Source organism: Pseudomonas sp. ICMP 3272, assembly GCF_001466905.1.
Classification (GTDB): Bacteria; Pseudomonadota; Gammaproteobacteria; order Pseudomonadales; family Pseudomonadaceae; genus Aquipseudomonas; species Aquipseudomonas amygdali.
On record NZ_LKEK01000097.1, the window covers coordinates 95,299 to 110,617 of the forward strand.

Genomic DNA, 15,319 nt, shown 5'->3' on the forward strand with positions numbered 1-15,319 from the left:
CGACCCATGCTCGACGCCTCGCAGATATTGATTGCGGGGCGTATCCACGAGCGTTGATTGCCGGGCGGTCAATCAGCGGATTGTTGATCGGCTGCGTGCCGGCCTGACTCACGCCCCAACTCATAACCACGCAACTTGTTGGCAATGGTTGTATGTGACACCCCCAGGCGTTTGCCCAATTGGCGACTGCTGGGATATTGCACATATAAATGTTCCAGCACCGATTTTTCGAAACGCCCGATAATAGCGTCCAGCCCCCCTTCCAGAGACATATCGCTCAGCCCTGGCCGCACACCGTAATCCGGCAAACGAATATGCTCGGCCTGTACCTTGCTGCCGTCACACAGCGATACAGCCTGAAACAATACATTTTCCAATTGCCTTACATTGCCGGGCCAGTGGTACTGACTCAGGCGCTTGATGGCAGCCGGCGCAATGCCTGGCAACGGGCAGCCGATCTGGCGGCTGGCGTGATCCAGAAAGTGTTCCACCAGCGGCTCAAGACCGTCCAGACAATCGCGCAACGGCGGTATGTGCAGCGACAGCACATTGAGGCGATGATAAAGGTCCTGCCTGAAAACCCCTTGGGTGCATAGCTCCGACAGGTCGACCTGGGTCGAACACATCACACGCACATCGAGAAACATGTCCTCGTCGCTGCCGACCCGGCGAAAGCTGCCGTCCTGAATGAAACGCAGCAGCTTGGCCTGCATACGCGCACTCAGCTCACCCACGCCATCAAGGAACAGCGTGCCGCCTGATGTCAGCTCCAGCAGCCCGAGTCGGCCTTCCGCTCGCGCGCCTTCGAACGCACCGGGGTCATAGCCGAACAGCTCAATCTCGGCCATGGACTCCGACAGCCCGGCACAGTTGAGCGCCATCAGCGGTGACTGGCCGCGCGGGCTGGCAAGGTGACAGGCACGGGCCAGCAATTCCTTGCCGGTGCCGGTTTCGCCCTCGATCAGCAGCGGCGCATCCAGTGGTGCCATGCGCCGCGCCTCGCGGACGACCGCGGCCATGACCTTCGAACTCTGAAAGATGCTGTCAAAGCCGCGTAACTCCTGCTTGCGCACATGGTAAATGCGCTCACCGACCCGATCAGCGCGGTGCAGGGTCAGTACGGCCCCGGCCATGGCTTCGCTGTCATCGTGCTCCGATTGCAACGGGGCGATGTCAGCCAGAAACACATCGCCGCGCACCTTGACCCGCAGGCCGTTGATCCGCGACCGGCTGGCCCGCACCAGCTCAGGCAGGTCGAAATCCTCGGCATAGCGCGACAAAGGTATCCCCGGCACTTCATCGACCCGCACACCCAGCAACTGCGCGGCTGCGCGATTGGCTGCGACGATTGCGCCGGCCATGTCGATAGACAGCACAGGGAACTCCAGCGCACCGAGCAAGGCGTTGAGCTCCATGTGCCGACGCTCGCTGGGCATCAGCCCGACACGCTTGACGCCGAATACACCGGTGATCGCCTCGAACTTCGGGCGCAGGGCCTGAAACTGCAGATTGATCAGGTTCGGGCAATGCAGATAAATAGCGTCGCCATGCTCGCCCCCCACTTCACCACGCGCCACGTTGACGCCGTAGGCCACCAACAGATCGAGAATGTCGCGAAGAATGCCGATCCGGTTCTGGCAATGCACCTTGATGCGCATGATTCATTCGCCCCCTGTGAGCATGGTTTTTTAGAGAGTGACAAAGTTTTTCGTCAACAATACGTTACAGACGCATGCTTCGCGAGAGAGCAATCTGCTGAATTCCTGACCCACGGGAATCATTCGTAAAGTTTTCGTTACGAAATCTGGCGACAGGACGGGAGCGCGACGACTTTCACAGGCAGACCCATCGTCGAAAGCGGGTTATTCCTGCAGGCAGGCTTTTACAAAAATACTTCACAAGAGCAGCCTTTCGAGGACATCAGCATGGCCCAGACGCTTTACGTGGCACGCGAGCCGGACGCTTCGGGCTTCATTGATTACACAGCTGCCGAACATGCGGTATGGAACACCTTGATTACCCGGCAGATGACGATCATTGAAGGTCGGGCCTGTCAGGAGTATCTGGACGGTATCGAGCAACTGGGCCTTCCCCATGAGCGCATTCCGCAGCTGGGAGAAATCAACAAGGTGCTGGGTGCGACCACCGGCTGGCAGGTTGAGCGAGTGCCAGCGCTGATCCCCTTCCAGACGTTCTTTGAACTGCTGGCCAGCAAGCGCTTCCCGGTGGCGACGTTTATTCGCACCGAGGAAGAGCTGGACTATCTTCAGGAACCGGACATCTTTCATGAAATCTTTGGTCACTGCCCGCTGCTGACCAATCCGTGGTTTGCCGAATTTACCCACACCTACGGCAAACTTGGCCTGAGCGCGAGCAAGGAACAACGTGTGTATCTGGCCCGTCTGTACTGGATGACCATCGAGTTTGGCCTGGTCGATACACCACACGGGCGCAAAATCTACGGCGGCGGTATTCTTTCTTCGCCCAAGGAAGCGGTGTACAGCCTGTCGTCGGCTCCCGAACACCAGCTATTCGACCCGCTTGAAGCGATGCGCACGCCGTACCGCATCGACATTCTGCAACCGCTGTATTTTGTTCTGCCAAGCCTCAAGCGCCTGTTCGACCTGGCGCAGGAAGACATCATGGCGCTGGTAGAACAGGGCATGCAGTTGGGCTTGCACGCCCCGAAATTCCCACCTAAAACCAAAAGCCACGCGGCCTGAAATGCGGCCAGGTATCTGAAAAGGAAACCCTGTTTATGAGCACCTTGAATCAAGCCCATTGCGAAGCCTGCCGAGCAGACGCCCCACAAGTCAGCGAAGCCGAGCTGCCGGAACTGCTCAAGCAGATCCCCGACTGGAACATCGAAGTCCGCGACGGCGTCATGCAGCTGGAAAAAGTGTTCCTGTTCAAGAATTTCAAATTCGCCCTGGCGTTCACCAACGCGGTCGGCGAGATTGCCGAGGCTGAAGGCCACCATCCAGGCCTGCTGACCGAATGGGGCAAAGTGACGGTGACCTGGTGGAGTCATTCGATCAAAGGACTGCACCGCAACGACTTCATCATGGCCGCGCGCACCGATGAAGTGGCCCGTGGCGCCGAGGGCCGCAAATAATTTTTGCGAGAAGGTCTACGAAGGTTATTGCGCCCTGATGCAGCCATAACGCAGTAAAACCAAAGCGTGCAGCGACTCGCAAGGCATAGGCCCGGACAGTGAAAATGCGATTTTGTTTCGCTGACAGGCCAATGAGGATAAAAAAATATCCTGATTGTCATTTTCAGTGGGGTATCCTGCGCAGGCTTTTTTAAAGCACGGTTCTATCTGCAACCCCTTGCGAGGAGCGACGACGATGCATGAAATCCCTAACTTCCCACCAGGCCAACAGGAACCACAACAGTCGACCCTGGCTCAACAGGAGCTTGGTCAACCTGTCGCAATGAAAGCAGCACCCTCGGCTCAAGACAGCCAGAAAGCCGGAAGCAAAGACTGAAGGCGATTGTTTTCAGGCGTATCGAAAAACGGTTCTGCCGATTTTCAATACGCCTGGAAAACCAGCAACAGGCAAACAGCAGATTTTTATGAGCGACTTCACTGAAACGCAAGCCAATGCCCTGATTGGCACCGCCGAGAAAATGATCGAAATCTGGTCACGTCTCAGCCCGGAAAAACAGAGCGCCCTGCTCGCCCGTTTCGGTACTCAGGAAAACGCCTTGGCCGCCCTCGTGACCACTCAGCTTGTAGCCCCGGCAGACAAATAATCCCCCATTCGCCGTTTATTTCACTTCGTTGCACCTGCACCACGCGATGCGTCGGTATGATGAGCACTTCGAGAGCTTGCTAAGGGTTTTTCCCTGCCCGCTCGAACGCCATACCCGCACAGAACGAAAGCCTGCCCCATGCCCGAGACACAGCAAACTACGCCGCAAACCCCGATGGCTGTTACCCAGACCGTCATTTCCATCGTGATGTTCACGTTCATCGGCTACCTGAATATCGGTATTCCGCTTGCCGTATTGCCAGGCTACGTCCACAGCGATCTGGGCTTCGGCGCGGTTATCGCAGGCCTGGTGATCAGCGTGCAGTACCTGGCGACGTTGATCAGTCGGCCGTGGGCGAGCCGCATCATCGACAATCTGGGCAGCAAGAAAGCCGTGCAGATCGGCCTGACCGGCTGCGGGCTGAGCGGTATATTCATGCTGGTGCCGGTCTGGCTGGACAGCTGGCCGATGGCGAGCCTGATCATTCTGCTGATTGGCCGGGTGATTCTCGGCAGCGCGGAAAGTCTGGTAGGTTCGGGCTCGATTGGCTGGGGCATCGGCCGGGTCGGCGCGCAGAACACTGCTAAAGTGATTTCCTGGAACGGTATCGCCAGCTATGGCGCACTGGCCATCGGCGCACCGCTGGGCGTCTGGATGGTTGACTCGCTCGGTTTGTGGACAGTGGGGGTCAGCATCATGCTGCTCTGCGCACTGGGCTTATACCTGACCTGGCACAAGCAGGCCGCACCGATTGTGCCGGGTGAACGGTTGCCCTTCATGCATGTGCTGGGGCGAGTGTTTCCACACGGCATGGGCCTGGCGCTGGGCGGCATTGGCTTCGGCACCATCGCAACCTTTATCACCTTGTACTACGCGAGCAAGCACTGGCCGAATGCGGCGCTGTGCCTGACCCTGTTCGGTGGCAGCTTCATTGCGGCGCGCCTGCTGTTCGGCAACCTGATCAATCGTCTGGGCGGCTTTCGGGTGGCGATTGTCTGCCTGTCAGTGGAAAGCCTGGGGCTGTTGCTGCTGTGGATGGCCCCCACTCCGGAGCTGGCACTGGCTGGCGCGGCGTTGACCGGTTTCGGGTTCTCGTTGGTGTTTCCCGCGCTGGGCGTGGAAGCTGTGAACCTCGTCCCCGCCTCCAGCCGAGGCGCTGCGGTCGGCGCTTACTCGCTGTTCATCGACCTGTCCCTGGGCATCACCGGCCCACTGGCAGGCGCGATTGCCGCAGGCTTCGGCTTTGTCTCGATCTTCCTGTTCGCAGCGCTGGCGTCACTTACCGGGCTGGCGTTGAGCGTCTATCTGTACAAGCAGACGCAGGTGGTACGCCACTGATGATCTGTTCCGGTCAGCTTTCCCACGATCCAGAACGGCATGCGACGCGGAGCGACGCACGATAGTTGCGATTATCGTTCCGCACGCTCCAGCGTGGGAGTGCAGGTCTCGACGCTCTGCGTCGCCAAGAGGACGCAGAGCGTCCGGAAAGGCATGCGACGCAGAGCGTCGCACGATATTCAGGCTGATCGTTCCCACGCTCCAGCGTGGTAACGCCGTTCTGGACGCTCTGCGTCCGATCTTGAAGGGTCGGCCGTACTCAGAAATCCACTTTGCCGCGTCCGGCCTTGATCGAGCCGCGTTTGCTCTTGGACTCCAGACGGCGGGTCTTGGAACCCAGGGTCGGCCGTGTCGGGCGGCGTTTCTTTTCGACTTTGGCGGCGTTGACGATCAGTTCGCTCAAGCGCAATAACGCGTCGGCGCGGTTCTGCTCCTGAGTGCGGTATTGCTGGGCCTTGAGTACGATCACGCCATCGCTGGTGATACGGCTGTCACTCAACGCCAGCAGCCGCTCCTTGTAGAACGGCGGCAGCGACGAGGCGTTGATGTCGAAACGCAAATGCACGGCGCTGGAGACCTTGTTGACGTTCTGCCCACCCGCGCCCTGGGCGCGAATGGCAGTCAGCTCGATCTCGGCGTCCGGCAAATGGACATTGTTGGAAATCACCAGCATCGGGGCATCTTCTTTTCTGCTACAGGCACGGTTATTTGCCAGTCTTGGCATTCACGACAACGCTACGCCTGTTCTTGGCTCGATAACACACCCACATGACCGCCAGCCAGACCGGTATCGCGTAAACCGATATCTGGATGCCGGGAATCATCAGCATGATGCCAAGGATAAACAGCACAAACGCCAGACACACGTAGTTACCGTAGGGATACCACAGTGCCTTGAACAGCGGCACTTGGCCGGTGCGGTTCATGTGCTGGCGGAATTTCAGATGCGAATAGCTGATCATCGCCCAGTTGATGACCAGCGTGGCCACTACCAGCGACATCAACAGCTCCAGCGCCTGCTGCGGCACGAAGTAATTGAGCAGAACCGCCACCACGGTCACCGCGGCAGACGCAAAGATAGCCTTGACCGGCACCCCGCGCCTGTCGACCTGCGCCAGCGCCCTGGGCGCATCGCCCTGCTCGGCCATGCCTACCAACATGCGGCTGTTGCAATAAGTGCCGCTGTTATAGACCGACAGCGCTGCAGTCAGTACCACGAAGTTCAGGATATGCGCCGCCGCATCGCTGCCCAGCATCGAGAACACCTGCACGAACGGGCTGCCGCTATAGGAGTCACCCGAGGCATTGAGGCTGGCCAGCAGGCTGTCCCAGGGTGTCAGCGACAACAGCACCACCAGTGCGCCGATGTAGAAAATCAGGATGCGGTAGATGACCTGATTGATCGCCTTGGGGATCACGGTCTTCGGCTGTTCGGCCTCGGCAGCAGTGAAGCCGAGCATTTCCAGACCGCCGAACGAGAACATGATGATTGCCAGCGCCATGACCAGCCCGCCGACACCATTGGGAAAGAATCCGCCATGCTCCCAGAGGTTGCTGACCGACGCCTGCGGGCCGCCGCTGCCACTGACCAGCATGTAACTGCCCAGCGCGATCATGCCGATAATCGCCACCACCTTGATGATCGCGAACCAGAACTCGGTCTCGCCGAACACCTTGACGTTGGTCAGGTTGATGGCATTGATGAGAATGAAGAACGCAGCCGCTGAAACCCAGCTCGGGATGTCCGGCAGCCAGTAATGAATGTACTTGCCGACAGCAGTCAGCTCCGACATACCGACCAGGATGTACAGCAGCCAGCAATTCCAGCCGGACAGGAACCCGGCGAAACCGCCCCAATAATTGTGGGCAAAATGGCTGAACGACCCGGCGACGGGTTCTTCGACGATCATCTCGCCAAGCTGGCGCATGATCATGAAAGCGATGAAGCCACAAATCGCATAACCGAGAATCATCGAAGGCCCGGCCGATTTCAGCACGCCCGCCGACCCGAGAAACAAGCCAGTGCCGATAGCGCCGCCCAGAGCAATCAGCTGGATGTGCCGATTCTTCAGACCGCGCTTCAATTCACCCGAGGGTGCAGTTGTTTCACTCATTCGATAGCTACCTGATTGTTCTTGTTCTGTGACCGAAAAGGACCTGCCGCGCTCGTGACGCAACAGAATTGCAGCACCCCGGACGGGTGATCCGAAGTATTGAGCAGCAATGATTCACAGAAAAAAGCGCGGCATTGTACACCTGCATCCAGGTTGAGGTTTGAAACAGGGAAATGAATGCAGCGGGGCTGTATGACAAGGTTTTTCACATCGCCAAAAACGACAACGCCAGCCCTGGGGGCTGGCGATGCCATTCATTCACACCACAGGATCACTCAGGCTTGCGACGACCGAAGCCAGGACGCTGACCCGAACCTGCCGGTGGACCGCGACGCTTGCCTGACGGCGCATCGTCGTTGACCAGCTTGATGCCGACACGCTTTGGCCCAGGCTTGGCAGGACGCTTGTTCATCTCGCTAGGACGCTCGGCGACCGGCGTACCACGGCTGTTGTCGGCCGGACGCGGCGCGCGTGAACCGGGCTTGCCCGAATCCTTGCGCGGCGAAGGACGCTGAGTCGAATCGCCACCGCGCGGACGATCGCGCTCGCTGCCGGTGATCTGCGGCTGACGCGGTGCGCGTTCGCCGCCGGTCGCCGGAGCACCAGCCGCCGGACGCAAGGTACGAACACGCTCGCCTTTGCCCAGAGGGCGCGACGATTGACGCTGCAGACGCTCCATCTTGTCTTTGGTCTTGGCATTCATCTGCGGCTGGGCCACAGGTTGCAGACCGACTTCGGCCGCCAGAATGTCGACTTCGTACTGGCTCATTTCGCGCCAGCGGCCCATCGGCAGGTCGGAGTTGAGGAACACCGGCCCGTAACGCACACGCTTCAGACGGCTGACCACCAGCCCCTGGGATTCCCAGAGACGGCGCACTTCACGGTTACGACCTTCCATCACCACGCAGTGATACCAGTGGTTGAAGCCTTCGCCGCCCGGTGCCTGCTGGATGTCGGTGAAACGTGCCGGACCGTCTTCAAGAATCACACCATTCTTGAGGCGCAGCAGCATGTCATCATCGACTTCGCCACGCACACGAACCGCGTATTCGCGGTCCATTTCAAACGATGGGTGCATAAGACGGTTGGCGAGCTCACCGTCAGTGGTGAACATCAGCAGACCGGTGGTGTTGATGTCGAGACGGCCGATGTTGATCCAGCGACCCTCTTTTGGGCGCGGCAGACGATCGAACACGGTCGGACGGCCTTCAGGGTCGTCACGGGTGCAGATTTCGCCATCGGGCTTGTTGTACATGATCACGCGGCGAACCGTTTCGGCTGCTTCTTCGCGCTTGATGACGCGCCCATCGACACTGATGGCGTCATGCAGGTCGACGCGTTGACCGAGGGTCGCGTCCTTGCCATTGACCTTGATGCGGCCTTGGGTAATCCAGGCTTCTACGTCACGGCGTGAACCCACGCCAATGCGCGCCAGAACCTTCTGCAGCTTTTCGCCTGCGGGTCCGATTTCCTGGCTGTCCTGCTTGTCTTTTTCACTCATCTGGGCACCTCCCGGTGTGTCGAATCAGGGCTGGCCGAGAACCGGCAAGACCTGTGCCCGGCGCGCTGTGGATAGCGGCAGGGCGAAATACTTGAAAGCCCGGGCGACACTTGATCGCCGAGGGTCGGCCATCATACGCCCCTGCGCCGGTTTACGCATCCAGCGTCAGTGGCAAATGCCCGAATCACTTCTTCTTTTTACGACCGGCGGTCTTGAGCTTCGCCAGCCGCTTGGCGGACTCATCGAGTACCGTGCGCTTGTCATCCTTGTCGAGTTTCTTCCAGGCCTTGATTTCACGCTTGCTGCGGCCACAGCCCAGGCAGATATCATCATCGAACTTGCACAGGCTGATGCAGGGGTTCTTGGTCGAACTCATGGGCAGCGGTTCTCATGGCGAGGGATATCGTATGTGACTCTGGTCAGGCGTATGAATTCGACCGAAGTGCGCTGCACGCTCCAGGACGAGGTATCAAGAGGACGCAGAGCGCTAATGGCTACATACAGGTCTTGTGGGAGCGAGCTTGCTCGCGAAAGGGCCCGTACAGAATCCGAAAATAGCGAGCCTGCACCATCGCCTTCGCGAGCAAGCGAAGCGTCGCCCGGCTCGCTCCCACGAGACTTGTGTATCACGCTGAACGCTTCAGCGTGGGAGCGATAGTCAATCAGACCTCATCGTCGCCTTTGTCGTCTTCAGGCTCTGGCTCCGCCCGCAGCAGGTCGTCGAAATCGGTCTTGAGGCCTTGCTCCATCGAATCCAGCTCCACCAGCAGGCTGCGGAAGCTGGTTTCGTCACGCGGGGCTTCGGGCTCTGCGTCCGGGTCGAGGCTGGCGTCGGCCAGGGCTTGCAGGTGCGCGGGTACGGGGGCGTCTTCGAAATCCAGGACCGGCTCGGTTTCCATCTCGCGCAGGTCGGCCAGCGGCGGCAGCTCGTCCAGGCTTTTGAGGTTGAAGTGATCCAGAAAACCCTTGGTGGTGGCAAACATCGCCGGCTTACCGGGCACGTCACGATAGCCCACCACCCGAATCCACTCGCGTTCCAGCAGGGTCTTGACGATGTGGCTGTTCACCGCAACACCGCGCACGTCTTCAATTTCGCCCCGCGTGATCGGCTGGCGATAAGCGATCAACGCCAGGGTTTCCAGCATGGCGCGGGAGTAACGCTGCGGCCGTTCTTCCCACAACCGTCCGACCCAAGGGGAGAACCGGTCACGAATCTGCAGGCGATACCCCGAAGCGACTTCCTTGAGTTCGAAAGCACGCCCCTCGCAAGACTTACGCAGCACCTCCAGCGCTTTTTTGAAAATCGGCGGCTCGGGACGCTCGCCCTCTTCGAACAGCTCATACAGCCGCTCCATTGTCTGCGGCTTTCCGGAGGCCAGCAGAAAGGCTTCAAGCAACGGGGCCAGTTCACGCGGTTCGTTGAGGTTCATGGGTGTGTTCTTGCTCTACTCGGCTCGCGCCCGGACATGGATCGCCGCAAAGGGCTCGTTTTGGACCAGCTCGACAAGGGATTCCTTGACCAGCTCCAGCACCGCCATAAATGTCACGACCACACCCAGACGCCCTTCTTCTGCGGTAAACAGCTCGGCGAACGGCACAAAACCGCTGCCCTTGAGACGTTCCAGCACGTCGCTCATGCGCTCACGCGTCGACAGCGCCTCGCGGCTGACCTGGTGGCTTTCGAACATGTCGCCACGGTGCAGTACTTCGGCCATCGACATCAGCACTTCTTCAAGGCTGACATCCGGCAGCAACTTGCGTGCGCGGGCTTCGGGAGCGTCCAGTTTCGGCACGATGACATCGCGGCCCACCCGGCTCAGGCCGTCAATACCTTCGGCGGCGACCTTGAAGCGTTCGTATTCCTGCAGGCGGCGAATCAGCTCGGCGCGTGGATCGCCTTCTTCCTCTTCGACTTCCGCCGAGCGCGGCAACAGCATGCGCGACTTGATCTCAGCCAGCATGGCGGCCATGACCAGATACTCGGCAGCCAGCTCCAGGCGCACGGTTTTCATCAGCTCGACGTAACCCATGTACTGCTTGGTGATCTCGGCAACGGGAATATCGAGGATGTCGATGTTCTGTTTGCGGATCAGGTACAGCAGCAGGTCGAGCGGCCCCTCGAACGCCTCAAGAAAGACCTCCAGCGCATCGGGCGGGATGTACAGGTCCAGCGGCATCTGCGTGACCGCACGCCCGTAGACCAGCGCGAACGGCAGCTCCTGCTGGGCGTCAGCCTGGCTGTCGACTGCCTCGACGACGGTCATTAAGCGCGTTCACCGAACGGCGTTGGATCACCGCAGCCGACCCGAACGACCTGAGGTTCACCCTCGGCCAGGTTAATGACCGTGGACGCCGAAATACCGCCGATCCCGCCGTCGATGATCAGGTCGACCTGATGCTCGAGAATCTGACGCATCTCGTAGGGATCGCTGAGCGGCACGCTGTCGCCCGGCATGATCAGGCTGACGCTCATCAGCGGCTCACCCAATTGCTCCAGCAGGGCCTGGGCGATGGGATGGCTTGGCACCCGCAGGCCGATGGTGCGGCGCTTGGGGTGCAGCACCAGGCGCGGCACCTCACGGGTGGCGTTGAGAATAAAGGTGTAAGGCCCTGGGGTGTGCGCCTTGAGGGCACGGAAAGCGCCAGTGTCGACCTTGGCAAAAAGCCCCAGTTGCGACAGGTCGCAGCACATCAGGGTGAAGTTGTGCTTGTCGTCCAGCTGACGCAGACGGCGGATACGCTCGATGGCGCTCTTGTCACCGATCTGGCAACCCAGCGCATAGGACGAATCTGTCGGGTACACCACCAGCCCGCCGGCTTTTATGATTTCCGCGGCCTGTTTGATCAGGCGCGGCTGCGGGTTTTCCGGATGGACCTGGAAAAATTGACTCACGGTAACTTCCTGTTCAGACGGCGGCAGTAGGCTGTTCATATTTGAATCTGCACCACAAAGGCGGTAGATCTTCAGGCACGGGACGATAAGTGCCGATCTCGCCCCAGTTGCCAGGACCGTGGAAGTCGCTGCCGGCAGTAACCAGCAGACCGAACTCGCGTGCAAGGATGGCCAGGGTCCCGACCTGATCGGCAGGCTGCATGCCATTGACCACTTCTATGGCGTGCCCACCGGCCTGGACGAAATCGCCGACCAGTTTACGCCGTTTACTGCGAGTAAAGTCATAATGTGAAGGATGCGCGAGGCTGACCCATGCACCCGATGCCCGCAAGGTGGCGACGGTTTCTTCCAGCGTTGGCCAGTGCTGCTTCACATCGCCCAGTTTGCCAGCACCCAGCCATTTGCGAAACGCCTCGGCGCGGTCCTTGACGAAACCTGCGCGCACCATGAAGTCAGCAAAGTGTGGACGCGCAGGCGCATTACCGCTGTCACCCAGCTCCTGCTGGATCGCGCGAGCACCTTCCAGCGCGCCAGGCATACCTTTGATCGCCAATTTGCGGCTGATTTCTTCAGCACGCAGCCAGCGTCCCTCATGCAAACGGCTGATAGCTTCAGTCAGCGCCGGGGCCTGGGTATCGAATCCATAGCCCAGAATATGGATGGTCGCACCGCCCCAGGTGCAGGACAGCTCCACACCGTTGACCAGCTGCATGCCCAATGAATGCGCTACCGCGCGGGCTTCTTCAAGCCCTTCGAGGGTGTCGTGGTCGGTCAGCGAAAGGACGCGCACGCCGTTTTCATGAGCACGGGCAACCAGTGCCGTGGGCGAGAGCGCCCCGTCGGAAGCGGTGCTGTGGCAGTGCAGGTCAACATTCATAGTGGTGCTTTCGTGTTCATTGATGTTTGTTATTATGCCGCCACATCCTGCTTCTGGCTGCCATTGTGAAACAATTCATTGACTTCATCCCGCTGCTCCTGTTTTTCATCGTTTACAAAACCGAGCCGCGTGCCGTGGATATCCTCGGCAATACTTATATGGTAGGCGGCATTTTCAGCGCAACGGCGATGCTGATCATCAGTTCGGTGGTGGTCTACGGCATTCTTTACCTCAAACAGCGCAAGCTGGAAAAAAGCCAGTGGCTCACACTGGTCGCCTGTCTGGTGTTTGGCAGTCTGACACTGGCCTTCCACAGCGAAACCTTCCTGAAATGGAAAGCCCCGGTGGTCAACTGGCTATTTGCCGTGGCTTTCGCCGGCAGTCATTTCATCGGTGACCGCCCGCTTATCCAGCGCATCATGGGCCACGCATTGACCCTGCCAGCGGCGATCTGGACCCGGCTCAACATCGCCTGGATCGTATTCTTCCTGTTCTGCGGCGCGGCCAACCTGTACGTGGCCTTCACCTATCAGGAATTCTGGGTCGACTTCAAAGTATTCGGCAGCCTGGGCATGACCCTGATCTTCCTGGTCGGCCAAGGGATCTACCTGTCACGCCATCTGCACGACACCGCTCCCAATACGACCAAATCCGAGGACTGACATGCTCTACGCAATCATCGCCACCGACGTCGAAAACTCGCTGGAAAAACGCCTCAGCGTGCGCCCGGCACACCTTGAGCGCTTGCACGCGCTCAAGGACGCAGGCCGTCTGGTACTGGCCGGTCCACACCCGGCAGTCGACAGCAACGACCCGGGTGCTGCCGGTTTCAGCGGCAGCCTGATCGTGGCCGAGTTTGAATCGCAAAGCGCCGCCAAGGCGTGGGCCGAAGCCGATCCATATGTTGCGGCAGGCGTTTATGCCAATGTCGTGGTCAAGCCATTCAAGCTCGTCCTGCCCTGATCACCTCCTCTGACACCCTTACGGCTCTGCCTCAACCGAGGCATAGCCGTATTGAACCCCGCCTCTTGCTCATCCTTCCTGACACCCTGCCGATACCCTGCTCAATGTGCGAATTTATACGGCTCGGTAAAAGGGAGTTCAGATGCGTTCAGGTACGTGGTGTCTGTTGGCAGTTTTGATGGCGACAGGGTTTCAGGTGAACGCCGAGACGGTCACTGAGAGCGGCGCAGTGCAGCCTTTGCACCTGCCCAGCCCCGCCAATCAGATTGCCGACCTTCAGTTGCGGCTCAAGGACAGCGAGCGTCAGCGCGACGAGCTGACACGGCAGTTGCAAAACGTCGATCCGGAACGCGACAACGCCTTGTTGACACGTTTGCGCCAAGAGAACCAAAAGCTCAAGTTGCAGCTCAAAGAAGCACTGTCGGCAGCGCCTCCTCGCTTGCTGACCGAGCAACAACAATGGTTCGTCGCAGGCGGTGGCGTTGCGATGTTCGCCCTTCTGTGCGGTATATTGGTCAGCGGTTGGCGTAGGCAACGTCGGCAGTGGCTAAATTGAGTGAGTCATGAGCGAGCTGTTACTAATTGATGATGATCAGGAGCTGTGCGAACTGCTGAGCAGTTGGCTGAGCCAGGAAGGCTTTCAGGTGCGCGCCTGTCACGACGGGGCCAGTGCGCGTCAGGCTCTGGCCGATGCAGCTCCGGCGGCCGTGGTGCTGGACGTGATGCTGCCTGATGGCAGCGGCCTGGAACTGCTCAAGCAATTGCGCAATGACCACCCGGACCTGCCGGTGGTCATGCTCTCGGCACGCGGCGAACCGCTGGACCGCATTCTGGGCCTTGAACTGGGCGCTGATGACTACCTGGCAAAACCCTGCGACCCGCGTGAGCTCACCGCGCGCCTGCGCGCCGTGCTGCGTCGCAGTCACCCGGTGGCGTCGTCTACGCAACTGGAACTGGGCGACCTGACCTTCAGCCCGATGCGCGGCGTGGTCAGTGTCGACGAAAAGGAACTGACCCTCACCGTCTCCGAAAGCCGTCTGCTTGAAGCACTGATGCGCCAGCCCGGCGAACCACTGGACAAGCAGGAACTGGCGCAACTGGCGCTGGGCCGCAAACTGACGCTCTACGACCGCAGCCTGGACATGCACGTCAGCAACCTGCGCAAGAAAATCGGCCCTCACGCTGACGGTCGCCCACGCATCGTCGCCCTGCGCAGCCGCGGCTATTATTATGCTTTGTAAGTATCTGCCCCCTTACACAAGCTTTACCAAGCGCTGACTGCGCTTGACCTTGATCTCCCTAAACTGGGCTCATCGGCATCGAGCCGCACTAGAGACAAGGAGATACACCATGCGCAAGACCCTGATCGCTTTGATGTTCGCCACTGCCCTGCCCACCGTTGTCATGGCTGCACCACCACCTCCGCCAGCGGGTGGCCCTGACGCAGATGCGCCGGCAATGCGCCTTGATCGTCCTGATCGTGGCCCAGGTCCAGACATGCGTCGCGGCCCTATGGGCGAGCCAGGCCCTGGTCCGGAAATGCGTCGAGGCCCCGGCCCTCTGCGAGACCTGGACCTGAGCCGTGAACAGCGTCAGCAGATCGACCGGCTGATGCGCGAGCAGAAGCACGAACACCATGAGATCACTCAACGCTATCTGGACAAGATGCCTGCCCCCGAGCAGAAAGCGATGTACAACGAAATCAATGCCAAGCGCGCCGAGACCGACAGCGCCATTCGTGTACTGCTGAGCCCTGAACAGCAGAAGCAGTTCGACGAAATCAAGAAACGGCAGGACGAGCGTCGCGCCGAATGGGCCGAATTCAAAGCCTGGAAAGCGGAAAAAGCTGCAAAGATGCAGTAATGGTCAGGCCG

The 15,319-nt window shown here is 59.6% G+C and carries 18 protein-coding genes; 9 read left to right on the plus strand and 9 right to left on the minus strand.

Annotation, left to right across the window (positions count from 1 at the left end):
- Positions 1 to 68: 68 nt before the first annotated feature.
- A complete protein-coding gene (locus AO068_RS23840; RefSeq protein WP_058409640.1) occupies positions 69 to 1,658 on the minus strand; it encodes a sigma-54-dependent transcriptional regulator in 1,590 nt (529 codons plus the stop codon).
- 267 nt (positions 1,659 to 1,925) lie between these two features.
- Here AO068_RS23840 and phhA point away from each other — a divergent pair, with 267 nt between their 5' ends.
- The 4 genes from phhA (at position 1,926) to AO068_RS23860 (ending at position 5,097) form a co-directional block, all read left to right on the plus strand.
- Entirely contained in the window at positions 1,926 to 2,723 is a 798-nt protein-coding gene (gene phhA / locus AO068_RS23845) for a phenylalanine 4-monooxygenase (protein ID WP_058409641.1), read from the plus strand.
- Positions 2,724 to 2,758: 35 nt separating this feature from the next.
- Complete coding sequence (locus tag AO068_RS23850; protein ID WP_058409642.1) at positions 2,759 to 3,115, plus strand: 4a-hydroxytetrahydrobiopterin dehydratase; 357 nt, start codon at positions 2,759 to 2,761, stop codon at positions 3,113 to 3,115.
- 464 nt (positions 3,116 to 3,579) lie between these two features.
- Positions 3,580 to 3,759 carry a hypothetical protein gene (locus AO068_RS23855; protein ID WP_005746724.1) on the plus strand — a complete coding sequence of 60 codons (180 nt, stop codon included), beginning with the start codon at positions 3,580 to 3,582 and terminating at the stop codon, positions 3,757 to 3,759.
- Between the two features lie 138 nt (positions 3,760 to 3,897).
- Entirely contained in the window at positions 3,898 to 5,097 is a 1,200-nt protein-coding gene (locus tag AO068_RS23860; protein ID WP_058409643.1) for an MFS transporter, read from the plus strand.
- A 259-nt stretch (positions 5,098 to 5,356) separates the two neighbouring features.
- On the opposite strand, the gene arfB is transcribed toward AO068_RS23860, so the two are convergent.
- From arfB to AO068_RS23900, 8 genes are all read right to left on the minus strand, one after another.
- Positions 5,357 to 5,770 carry an alternative ribosome rescue aminoacyl-tRNA hydrolase ArfB gene (gene arfB, locus AO068_RS23865; protein WP_003314723.1) on the minus strand — a complete coding sequence of 138 codons (414 nt, stop codon included), beginning with the start codon at positions 5,768 to 5,770 and terminating at the stop codon, positions 5,357 to 5,359.
- Between the two features lie 31 nt (positions 5,771 to 5,801).
- Positions 5,802 to 7,211 carry an amino acid permease gene (locus tag AO068_RS23870; protein WP_058409644.1) on the minus strand — a complete coding sequence of 470 codons (1,410 nt, stop codon included), beginning with the start codon at positions 7,209 to 7,211 and terminating at the stop codon, positions 5,802 to 5,804.
- Positions 7,212 to 7,482: 271 nt separating this feature from the next.
- Positions 7,483 to 8,712: a 23S rRNA pseudouridine(2605) synthase RluB gene (gene rluB / locus AO068_RS23875; RefSeq protein ID WP_058409645.1), complete on the minus strand. Its 1,230-nt coding sequence runs from the start codon at positions 8,710 to 8,712 to the stop codon at positions 7,483 to 7,485.
- A 184-nt stretch (positions 8,713 to 8,896) separates the two neighbouring features.
- On the minus strand, positions 8,897 to 9,088 hold the full coding sequence (locus AO068_RS23880) for a DUF1289 domain-containing protein (protein ID WP_005767716.1): 192 nt from the start codon (positions 9,086 to 9,088) through the stop codon (positions 8,897 to 8,899).
- A gap of 286 nt (positions 9,089 to 9,374) precedes the next feature.
- Positions 9,375 to 10,142: an SMC-Scp complex subunit ScpB gene (gene scpB / locus AO068_RS23885; protein WP_058409646.1), complete on the minus strand. Its 768-nt coding sequence runs from the start codon at positions 10,140 to 10,142 to the stop codon at positions 9,375 to 9,377.
- 15 nt (positions 10,143 to 10,157) lie between these two features.
- Positions 10,158 to 10,856 (minus strand): segregation and condensation protein A, encoded by a 699-nt coding sequence (locus tag AO068_RS23890; protein ID WP_177342408.1) that lies wholly within the window; start codon positions 10,854 to 10,856, stop codon positions 10,158 to 10,160.
- 119 nt (positions 10,857 to 10,975) lie between these two features.
- Positions 10,976 to 11,605, minus strand: a complete 630-nt coding sequence (locus AO068_RS23895) for an L-threonylcarbamoyladenylate synthase (protein WP_003434523.1) — start codon at positions 11,603 to 11,605, stop codon at positions 10,976 to 10,978.
- A gap of 13 nt (positions 11,606 to 11,618) precedes the next feature.
- Positions 11,619 to 12,482 (minus strand): PHP domain-containing protein, encoded by an 864-nt coding sequence (locus AO068_RS23900; RefSeq protein ID WP_058409648.1) that lies wholly within the window; start codon positions 12,480 to 12,482, stop codon positions 11,619 to 11,621.
- A gap of 65 nt (positions 12,483 to 12,547) precedes the next feature.
- Here AO068_RS23900 and AO068_RS23905 point away from each other — a divergent pair, with 65 nt between their 5' ends.
- The 5 genes from AO068_RS23905 to AO068_RS23925 all read left to right on the plus strand — a co-directional run bounded on the left by AO068_RS23905 (position 12,548) and on the right by AO068_RS23925 (position 15,308).
- Entirely contained in the window at positions 12,548 to 13,144 is a 597-nt protein-coding gene (locus AO068_RS23905; protein WP_002554458.1) for a septation protein A, read from the plus strand.
- A 1-nt stretch (position 13,145) separates the two neighbouring features.
- Positions 13,146 to 13,445, plus strand: a complete 300-nt coding sequence (locus tag AO068_RS23910) for a YciI family protein (RefSeq protein ID WP_058409649.1) — start codon at positions 13,146 to 13,148, stop codon at positions 13,443 to 13,445.
- A 142-nt stretch (positions 13,446 to 13,587) separates the two neighbouring features.
- The gene (locus tag AO068_RS23915; protein ID WP_058399941.1) at positions 13,588 to 14,001 is read left to right on the plus strand and encodes a hypothetical protein; all 414 of its coding nucleotides are present in this window, start codon (positions 13,588 to 13,590) and stop codon (positions 13,999 to 14,001) included.
- 7 nt (positions 14,002 to 14,008) lie between these two features.
- The gene (locus AO068_RS23920) at positions 14,009 to 14,686 is read left to right on the plus strand and encodes a response regulator transcription factor (RefSeq protein WP_002554461.1); all 678 of its coding nucleotides are present in this window, start codon (positions 14,009 to 14,011) and stop codon (positions 14,684 to 14,686) included.
- 109 nt (positions 14,687 to 14,795) lie between these two features.
- Complete coding sequence (locus AO068_RS23925) at positions 14,796 to 15,308, plus strand: Spy/CpxP family protein refolding chaperone (RefSeq protein ID WP_058399939.1); 513 nt, start codon at positions 14,796 to 14,798, stop codon at positions 15,306 to 15,308.
- Positions 15,309 to 15,319: the final 11 nt, after the last annotated feature.

Excerpts from the sequence above, each read along its gene's own strand:
- AO068_RS23925 (WP_058399939.1), top strand. The coding sequence starts at position 14,796 with ATGCGCAAGACCCTGATCGCTTTGATGTTCGCCACTGCCCTGCCCACC.
- AO068_RS23850 (WP_058409642.1), top strand. The coding sequence starts at position 2,759 with ATGAGCACCTTGAATCAAGCCCATTGCGAAGCCTGCCGAGCAGACGCC.
- scpB (WP_058409646.1), bottom strand. The coding sequence starts at position 10,142 with ATGAACCTCAACGAACCGCGTGAACTGGCCCCGTTGCTTGAAGCCTTT.
- AO068_RS23840 (WP_058409640.1), bottom strand. The coding sequence starts at position 1,658 with ATGCGCATCAAGGTGCATTGCCAGAACCGGATCGGCATTCTTCGCGAC.
- arfB (WP_003314723.1), bottom strand. The coding sequence starts at position 5,770 with ATGCTGGTGATTTCCAACAATGTCCATTTGCCGGACGCCGAGATCGAG.
- AO068_RS23900 (WP_058409648.1), bottom strand. The coding sequence starts at position 12,482 with ATGAATGTTGACCTGCACTGCCACAGCACCGCTTCCGACGGGGCGCTC.
- AO068_RS23910 (WP_058409649.1), top strand. The coding sequence starts at position 13,146 with ATGCTCTACGCAATCATCGCCACCGACGTCGAAAACTCGCTGGAAAAA.
- AO068_RS23915 (WP_058399941.1), top strand. The coding sequence starts at position 13,588 with ATGCGTTCAGGTACGTGGTGTCTGTTGGCAGTTTTGATGGCGACAGGG.
- AO068_RS23880 (WP_005767716.1), bottom strand. The coding sequence starts at position 9,088 with ATGAGTTCGACCAAGAACCCCTGCATCAGCCTGTGCAAGTTCGATGAT.
- rluB (WP_058409645.1), bottom strand. The coding sequence starts at position 8,712 with ATGAGTGAAAAAGACAAGCAGGACAGCCAGGAAATCGGACCCGCAGGC.
- AO068_RS23855 (WP_005746724.1), top strand. The coding sequence starts at position 3,580 with ATGAGCGACTTCACTGAAACGCAAGCCAATGCCCTGATTGGCACCGCC.
- AO068_RS23870 (WP_058409644.1), bottom strand. The coding sequence starts at position 7,211 with ATGAGTGAAACAACTGCACCCTCGGGTGAATTGAAGCGCGGTCTGAAG.
- AO068_RS23860 (WP_058409643.1), top strand. The coding sequence starts at position 3,898 with ATGCCCGAGACACAGCAAACTACGCCGCAAACCCCGATGGCTGTTACC.
- phhA (WP_058409641.1), top strand. The coding sequence starts at position 1,926 with ATGGCCCAGACGCTTTACGTGGCACGCGAGCCGGACGCTTCGGGCTTC.
- AO068_RS23920 (WP_002554461.1), top strand. The coding sequence starts at position 14,009 with ATGAGCGAGCTGTTACTAATTGATGATGATCAGGAGCTGTGCGAACTG.